Below are 7,954 nucleotides of genomic sequence, written 5' to 3'. Positions count from 1 at the left end.
GCCCTGGCCCCAGCCCCTTCTCGCAGCCTCGGATGCTACCGCCAATACGGACTCTTGAGTCCCCAAGCGCTGGAGCCACCTGCGGACATAGAGGCGGTTGGGACGGCGGTCAAACTCAGAGGCCGGGTACCTACTCCAGCTCGGCGGCCTCTCCGTCCGCGCGACGGAGCGCGTTGACCAGCCGGTGCGCATGCCGTGTGGTCTCCGGCTCGCGGTACTTCGGGCTCACCTTGAGCACCCACTCCACTGCCGTGGGGAGGTCCATCAGGTGGCCCGGGGACACGTAGACGGGCTGCACGCCCTTGCGCGTGCGCACCGCCATGCCCACGACCTCGCCTTTGTGCATGAGGGGCGCGGTGGAGCCTCTCGCCTCGCCCAGCGGCCCGTGCGTCCCCACCAGCAGGGACTTGGCGCAGCCGATGGAGGGCACACCGAACAGCAGCCCTCCGTGACACGCAATCCCCATGCGCCGGGGGTGGGCGGTGCCGTGTCCATCGAAGATGACCACATCGGGGCGCACCGTGAGCCGCTCCCAGGCAGCGGCGATGATGGGCAGCTCGCGGAAGGACAGCAGGCCCGGCACGTAGGGAAAGTGCAACGTCACCGCTGCCCCAGCCTGTGCCACCGGCGCCAACGTCTCCACGTCCAGGACGACGAGCCCACCAAAGCCCGTGTCGTTCCCCTTCTCCGTGGAGATGTCCGCGCCCGCGATGCGCTCCACCTTCAGCCCGGGGGGTGGCCGGAGCACCAACTGCTCACGCAGCCGGCGCTGCAGCTCCACCGCCTCCGAAGGCGTGACGTCCCACCTGCCCACCTCGGGCTGAAGCTCCATGCACGCGCAACCTCCGCTGCCAATCTGAAGCGTCTGACTTCAAGGGCAACCCATGACGTCCCCTCAGCGTGGACTGGTGAACGGGCGGTGCCGCCCCTGGAGCCCGCGACGCTCCACGCGCGAGAAGGAACCGCTGAGCCTGTCCTGACGACCGGCGAGCCCACCGGATGGCATCGGCCGGGCGCGTGCGTGCTCAGCTCCCGCGCATGCCACGAACCACCCTCGCCCGCTTCCGCCGGACAGGCCTTCCCCTCCTGACGCTCTGTGCAGGCCTGGCCACCAGCGCAAGCGCGGAGGGCCCGGTGGGCAACGCCCCTGCACCGCCGCGGCCTCTCTCCACATCGACGGGAAACGGGCAGCGCTCCGCATCCGCGCTGGACGCACTGGAGCAGCGCATCCTCGGCAAGGGGTGCGAACCGAAGTTGCTCGGCGATGCGAAGCGCCGCTTCGTCGAGTCACAGCTCCTCTGCGATGGCCACCTGTCCTTCATCCTCGTTCAGGCGGCGCTGGACGGACATCCCCTGCCGGACACGCGACGACGACTCCATGCGCTCCTCGCGGACGCGCTGGGACGAGCCCGGGGCCCCTTCATGCGCGGTGGGACGGACGTCGTCCTGGGCCATACCCTGCCGCGGAGCATCCTCTACCGGGGCTATGTGCTGCTGATGCTCGCGGGCATTGAACGCGCGGGCATGCAGGACGCTGCGACCACGGCGCTCTTCGATGCCCTGGCTGCCCAGGTCGTGGCGGCGCTCGAACACCAACTGCTGCTGCCCAGCTTCAGCACCTCCATCTGGCCGTGTGACAGTGCGCCGGCCGCCGCGGCCCTGCTGCTCCATGGCCGGCTGCGAGACCATGCCCCCTCCAAGGTCGCGGCAGAGCGGCTCATCGCGCGACTGGTGGAACTGTCCGCCCTGCCCTCGGGCTTTCCTACCCGGGTCGACGCGAAGGGGCGCGTCGTGGAGCGTACGCAACGGGCCACCACGCTCGCGTGGACAGGAGCCTTCCTCGCCATGGCCGCGCACCCCGCCGCGGAATCCTTCACCACCCCCCTGGTGCGCGACTACTGCGCCCGGCCCGCGGGCGCGCTCCTGCCGCTGGCCGCCTGCCGGGAGTGGCCTCGCGGCGTGAAGGGGCAGGAGGACTCCGCCAGCGGTCCGCTCGCCCTTGGCGGCTACTCCGTGGGTGCGAGCGCGCTGGCCATCGCCGCGACGCGACTCTCCGGCACGCATGGCGCGTGGCATGCCCACCTGGTGAACGCGGCACGAGAGATGGGCATCAACGACCTCCTGTCACGACCTGGGAAACGTCCACTGGAAGCCGCCTTGTACGGATGGGGAACCACCATTCGTCCGTGGTAGGTCATGGCCAGACATCGCGCCTTGGAGCGCCATGGCGTGTTCAATCACGGACCGCAGTCTCATCCCTCTGGGTTGATTCAAGAATAAGCCGATTTTGATGTACACCCGTTTTACCCATCACAACCAATTCCTCAGGGTAAAACATGAATCGACACACACTGAAGCTGTTCGTCTCCGTGGGCATGATGTTGCTGATGGGGGCGTGCGCATCGCGGCAGGTGCCCTGCAAGGACCGCACGGCCAGCAGGCCGATGCTGGGCCAGAAGCAGACCGGCAAGTTCATCACCGTCCGAAAGAAGATTCCGGGTGAATACATTGTCGTCCTGAAGTCACCCGCTCAAAGCCTGGAGCAGGTCGAGGTCCAGCAGGCCACGACGGGCCTCACCACGGCTTACGGTGGCACCGCATTCGCAATGTATGAGAATGCGTTGCGTGGTTTCGCGGCCAAGATGACTGAAGCCCAGGCGCGGGCCATGGCGAACGACCCCGCAGTGGACTACGTGCAAGAGAATGGCGTGGTCAAAATCGCCGAGAGCCAGCAGGGCCCCACGTGGGGCATCGACCGGATGGACCAACGCAAGCTCCCGCTGGACAAGCTCTACACCTTCACCGCGACGGGCCAGGGCGTGCACATCTACATCCTGGACACCGGTGTGCGCTTCTCGCACCGGGAGTTCGGTGGCCGGGCCTCCATCGGCTACGACGCCATTGGCGACAGCATGCGGGGCAATGACTGCAACGGCCACGGTACCCACGTCGCGGGCACCGCGGCGGGCGCCTCCTACGGCCTGGCCCGCAACGCGATTGTCCATTCCGTCCGCGTGCTGGGCTGTGACGGCTCCGGCGCCACCTCTGGCGTCATCGAGGGCATCGACTGGGTGACCCGGAACCACGTCTCGCCCGCCGTCGCTAACATGAGCCTGGGCAGTGACGTGGACCCGGCGCTCGACGACGCGGTCCGCCGCTCCATCGCCGCGGGGGTCACCTACGTCGTCGCCGCGGGCAACGAAGACAGTGACGCCTGCAAGCACTCCCCTGCCCGCGCGCCGGAGGCCATCACCGTGGCCGCCACCGACAACAAGGACAAGCGCGCCACCTTCTCCAACTGGGGTGACTGCGTGGACGTCTTCGCGCCGGGGAACAAAATCCAGTCCTCCTGGCACTACGGCGACCGGGAGAGCCGGGAGCTGAGCGGCACCTCCATGGCCACTCCGCACGTGACGGGGCTGGCCGCGCTGTTCCTCGAGGTGAACCCCACGGCGAAGCCCGAGGCGGTCGCCAACGCGGTGTTCACCAACGCCACCGAGAACACGGTGTCCAACCCGGGCTGGTGCTCGCCCAACCTGATGGCGTACTCGGGCTTCATCACCGCGCTCCCGGGGCTGCCCGTCGTGCAGCTCAAGGACTTCCTGCCCAAGCCCGCCGTCGTCAGCAGCAGCGAGCCGCGGTAGGTGTCCGCTCCGGCAGCCCGGCTTCCTGGAGGGGGGAGCCGGGCCCGGGCCGGCAACGCCGCTGGCCGGTATCGTCAGGAGCCCGCCCCCATCGCCGTCCCGGCGTGAGCCCCACCGGGCGCACCCTCGCGCTCCGTCGGGCGCGTGAGGAGGCGCACACGACGATGGCCACGCTCAACATCACCTATGACGGCATGTCCGCGGACGTACCGGTGGAGCTGGACGGCCCCGTGCCCGACACCGACATCCGCCGCATCGCGACGGAGCTGGTTCGTTCCGGCGGAGTGCCCGGCCTCCACCTGAGCCAGCTTCGCGACGATGCGTTCGCCCACTTCGTCGTCGACCGGTTCCGCGGCGCCCGAGGCGAGGAGCGCATCTACCTGCGCCCCAAGGTCCCCTTCGGGGCCCGGTGAGCCACCGCCATGCGAATCCTCTTCTGTGGCGTGGGCGCCATTGGCTCCACCGCTGCGGTGCTGTGCCGCAACCTGGAGGCCACCCTGGTCTTCGTCGACTTCGACCGGGTCGAGTCCAAGAACCTGTTCGCCCAGGCCTACGTGAAGCCCTCCGTCGGAAAGAACAAGGCCGAGGCGCTCAAGCTCCAACTCCTCAACCTGCACGGGGTGAAGGCGGAGTCCCACGGCGTGAGGCTCACCCAGGACAATGTCGCAGCCCTGTGCGGCGGGGCGGACCTCCTGGTGGACTGCATGGACAACCGCTCCAGCCGGCAGGTGCTCAGTGACTACGCGCGACAGGCGGGAAAGCCGCTGGTCCACGGAGCCGTGAGCGCGGACGGTACCTTCGGACTGGTGCGCTGGGATGAGCGCTTCGTCCCGGATGCGGAAGACACGCCGGGGCAGGCCACCTGCGAAGGAGGCGCGCACCTTCCGCTGCTGGGCCTGCTCGCAGCCACGCTTGCCCGCGCCGTGCAGGACTTCATGAAGCACGGCACTCGTAGGGACGCGCTGGTGAACTTGAGTTCGGTTCTTCCCACCGCGGGCTGTCAGGAATGAATTTCCGGGGGCGTCATTTCCCCCCAAGAAAGGGGAGTGATGCCATGACGACGACTTCGCGGAAGTTCCTGAAGAGCGCTCAGTATCCCATCAACCCGTGGTGCAACATCGAAGCGGCCCCGGCCCTTTCTGACGATCTCCGCGCGAATTCCAAGAGTCCGCCCGACTCCCGCTGACGCACGCGTTCCCGATACGGACGCGTCATGCTCCGCGGAGGCCGGGCTCCCATCAGGGGACCCGGCCTTTTTGTCATTCCGGCCCCGCTGGGTTCGACGCCCAGTGCCCCGAATCACAGCCAACTTCATTATCTGGGTGTAGCTCAGTCTGGCCAGAGCGCACGGTTCGGATCCGTGAGGCCGCAGGTTCAAATCCTGTCACCCAGACACCACGCCTCCGTAGCTCATCGGTAGAGCACCCGCCTCTTAAGCGGGTGGCGAGGGTTCGACTCCCTCCGGAGGTATCGCATTCCCCGGTAGCTCAACTGGCAGAGCACGCGGCTGTTAACCGCGGGGTCGAGGGTTCGAATCCCTCCTGGGGAGCACATGGGTACGTAGCTCAAGGGGAGAGCACTCGGCTTGCACCCGAGGGATCCGGGTTCGAATCCCGGCGAATCCACTTCACAAGAGCCGGAGTAGCCCAATTGGCAGAGGCACCAGGTCCAGAGCCTGGAGGTTGCGGGTTCGACTCCCGCTTCCGGCACAACCCACGAGGCTCCGTGTCATGGAGACGCTGGTCCTGAGTCAGTCGTTCGAACCTGTCGCGCGTGTTCCCTGGCAACGCGCGGTGATGCTCATCTTCCAGGGCAAGGTCGAGGTGGTCGAGGAGTACGAGGACCGCGTCGTGCGCTCGGTGACGGTGGAGATTCGCATGCCCTCCGTCATCCGCTTCATCCGCGGCCTGCGCCGGCGACCCAAGGGCGTGAAGTTCAGCCGGGAGAACGTCTACCTGCGGGACAACTGCCGCTGCCAGTACTGCGGCATCAAGGTGTCGCGGCCCGAAGCCACGTATGACCACGTCCTGCCGCGCGCCCAGGGCGGCAAGACGAGCTGGGAGAACATCGTCATCGCGTGCGTGCCCTGCAATCAGAAGAAGGGCAACCGGACGCCGGAGCAGGCCCGCATGGCCCTGCGCACCACGCCCGCGAAGCCGAAGAAGCTGCCCGCGGCGATGCACCTGACGTTCATGTTCGAGAAGGGCATGCCCATGTCCTGGTCGAAGTTCCTCAGGGACGTCGCCTACTGGCATGTGGAGCTGGAGGAGTAAGGCCGTGGGGGAAAGGGGAGCCACCCGAGGTGGCTTCCGCCTCCTGAGTGCTTCCGCCCCCTCGGTGGAGACACTCGGAGGTCCGGGAGTCCGCCAGAGGCGGCTCCCACCCCGACAGCCGCCCGCGCGCCAGCAGGCGGGAAGTCACTGCTGGCGGTTTTTCTGCGATGCGCTCGCAGCCGGCCCCCGCCCGTGGACTGCATTTGACCGGGATTGCGCGCTCACCCTCGCGGTTCAAGGGAGTTAGAGTGCGCTCCCGGCGAGGGGGCGGCAGACAAGGCATGGCGACGAGGAAAAGCGAGGACCAGGAGCGGCTCATCGACCGCGACCTCACCGCGCTGGCGCGGGAGGGAAAGCTACCGGCCGCACACGGCGTGGACGCAGCAGTGACAGAGGTGCTGGGCCTGCTCACGCGGGGCGGCAAGCATCCCCTGCTCGCCGGCGAGCCCGGCGTGGGCAAGAGCGCCCTGGTGCAAGAGGTGGCCCGGCGCATCGCCGAAGGCCGCGTGGACGCCGAGCTGGCGAACGCACGGGTGGTGGAGGTGTCCGTCGCCAACATCCTGGCCCGCAGCACCCAGCGCCAGGCGGCGGAGAGCTTCGAGGAGCTGCTGGCCTACCTCTCCCGGCACCCCTGCCCCATCGTCTACATCCGGGATTTGCCCGCGGCCCTCGGCGGCCCGCTGGCGCCCGTCGCCGTGCGCGGCCTGCGCACCGGCAGCCTGCGCTTCATCTTCGAGACGGAGCCCAAGCGCGTGCAGGAGCTGCTTCGCTCCGACGAGGCGCTGGCCGAGCGGCTCCACCTGCTGCTCCTGCATGAGCCTCCCACCGAGAAGGCCCGCTGGGTGCTGGGCCGCGTGGCGGAGGAGCTGGAGCGCGAGCTGCGGCTGCCCATCGACCCGGCGGCGTGCGACCTGGCGCTGCGCCTGTCGTCCAAGTTCCTGCTCGCGCAGCGCATGCCGCGCAAGGCCATCGAGCTGCTGAAAGAGACGGCGGCGGAGGCGGCGAGCGCGGCCAAGGACCATGTGGGTCCCGAGGACGTGCTCACCCGCTTCTGCGCGGCCACGCGGCTGCCTCGCTTCGTCGTCGACGACGCGATGCCTTTGGACCTGGAGGAGACGGAGCGCTTCTTCGGCGAGCGGCTGCTCGGACAGACGGACGCGGTGGGCGCGGTGCTGCGCTCGGTGGCGCTGCTCAAGGCCGGCCTCAACGACCCGCGCCGCCCCCTGGGCGTGTTCCTCTTCGCGGGCCCCACGGGCGTGGGAAAGACGCAGCTGGCCAAGCTGCTGGCGGAGTACCTGTTCGGCTCCGCGGACAGGCTGGTGCGCCTCAACATGGCGGACTACCCCAACGACGGTGACGAGAGCGTCCCCTTCGGCGCCACCTGGGCCCCGGCACTGGAGACGCGGCGGGGAGAGCTGAGCGCGCTGCTGGACGGCAAGGTGTTCACCGTGCTGCTGCTCGACGAGTTCGAGAAGGCCGCGCGCAGCGTCCACGACCGCTTCCTCCAGCTCTTCGACGAGGGCACCTTCGTCAACGGGGCCGGCGAGACGGTGTCGTGCAACAACACGCTCATCGTCGCCACGTCCAACGTGGGCGCGGAGGTGTACCGCGAGTCCGGCATGGGCTTCACGGGCACGCGCCGCACGGAGGAGATGGTCCCCGAGGTGGACCGGCGCATCGGAGAGGCCTTCCGTCCGGAGTTCCTCAACCGCTTCGACGCCATCTGCCACTTCCGTCCCCTGTCCAAGGTGGACATCCGGAAGATTGCGCAGCGCGAGGTCGGCCGCGTGCTGGAGCGCGAGGGCATCCGCGCGCGCGCCCTGGACGTGGAGGTGACGCCCGCCGTGGTGGACCTGCTCGTGGAGCGGGGTTACTCGCCCCAGTTCGGCGCGCGCTACCTGCAGCGTGAAATCGAGAAGACGCTCACCGCGGCGCTGGCCGTGGAGATTGCGCGCAGGCCGCTGCCTCCAGGCACCCCCGTCCGCGTCGAGACCCGCCTGGGCGGCCGCGTCACCGCCGTGGCGGAGTCCGCCAGGG

The 7,954-nt window shown here is 68.6% G+C and carries 7 protein-coding genes and 5 tRNA genes; 11 read left to right on the top strand and 1 reads right to left on the bottom strand.

All coding sequences use genetic code 11. The annotated features are described in order from the left end of the window. Positions 1–130: 130 nt before the first annotated feature. Positions 131–832 (bottom strand): deoxyribonuclease V, encoded by a 702-nt coding sequence (nfi, locus tag G4D87_RS29250; RefSeq protein ID WP_163785993.1) that lies wholly within the window; start codon positions 830–832, stop codon positions 131–133. Positions 833–1,038: 206 nt separating this feature from the next. On the opposite strand from nfi, the gene G4D87_RS29245 reads away from it, so the two are divergent. The 11 genes from G4D87_RS29245 to G4D87_RS29195 form a co-directional block, all read left to right on the top strand. After that, complete coding sequence (locus G4D87_RS29245) at positions 1,039–2,193, top strand: hypothetical protein (RefSeq protein ID WP_240358701.1); 1,155 nt, start codon at positions 1,039–1,041, stop codon at positions 2,191–2,193. A gap of 143 nt (positions 2,194–2,336) precedes the next feature. Continuing rightward, positions 2,337–3,644, top strand: coding sequence for a S8 family peptidase (locus G4D87_RS29240; protein ID WP_163785992.1), 1,308 nt, complete (start codon positions 2,337–2,339; stop codon positions 3,642–3,644). A 164-nt stretch (positions 3,645–3,808) separates the two neighbouring features. Next, positions 3,809–4,057, top strand: a complete 249-nt coding sequence (locus G4D87_RS29235) for a hypothetical protein (protein ID WP_026113817.1) — start codon at positions 3,809–3,811, stop codon at positions 4,055–4,057. Between the two features lie 9 nt (positions 4,058–4,066). Beyond that, complete coding sequence (locus G4D87_RS29230; protein WP_163785991.1) at positions 4,067–4,654, top strand: HesA/MoeB/ThiF family protein; 588 nt, start codon at positions 4,067–4,069, stop codon at positions 4,652–4,654. 308 nt (positions 4,655–4,962) lie between these two features. Continuing rightward, positions 4,963–5,037: transfer RNA gene (locus G4D87_RS29225), tRNA-Pro, on the top strand. Positions 5,038–5,043: 6 nt separating this feature from the next. Then, a tRNA-Lys gene (locus G4D87_RS29220) sits at positions 5,044–5,114 on the top strand. 6 nt (positions 5,115–5,120) lie between these two features. Then, positions 5,121–5,193: transfer RNA gene (locus G4D87_RS29215), tRNA-Asn, on the top strand. 5 nt (positions 5,194–5,198) lie between these two features. Further along, positions 5,199–5,269 (top strand) — tRNA-Ala (locus G4D87_RS29210). Between the two features lie 10 nt (positions 5,270–5,279). Continuing rightward, positions 5,280–5,353: transfer RNA gene (locus tag G4D87_RS29205), tRNA-Leu, on the top strand. A gap of 21 nt (positions 5,354–5,374) precedes the next feature. Beyond that, positions 5,375–5,917 carry an HNH endonuclease gene (locus G4D87_RS29200; RefSeq protein WP_163785990.1) on the top strand — a complete coding sequence of 181 codons (543 nt, stop codon included), beginning with the start codon at positions 5,375–5,377 and terminating at the stop codon, positions 5,915–5,917. Positions 5,918–6,198: 281 nt separating this feature from the next. Beyond that, positions 6,199–7,954: AAA family ATPase (locus G4D87_RS29195; protein ID WP_163785989.1), on the top strand; the 1,756-nt coding region annotated here is incomplete at its 3' end.

It is taken from the genome of Myxococcus vastator, assembly GCF_010894475.1.
GTDB lineage: Bacteria > Myxococcota > Myxococcia > Myxococcales > Myxococcaceae > Myxococcus > Myxococcus vastator.
Note: the sequence above shows the minus strand (reverse complement) of the source record. Positions and strands in the feature narration are given on the sequence as shown.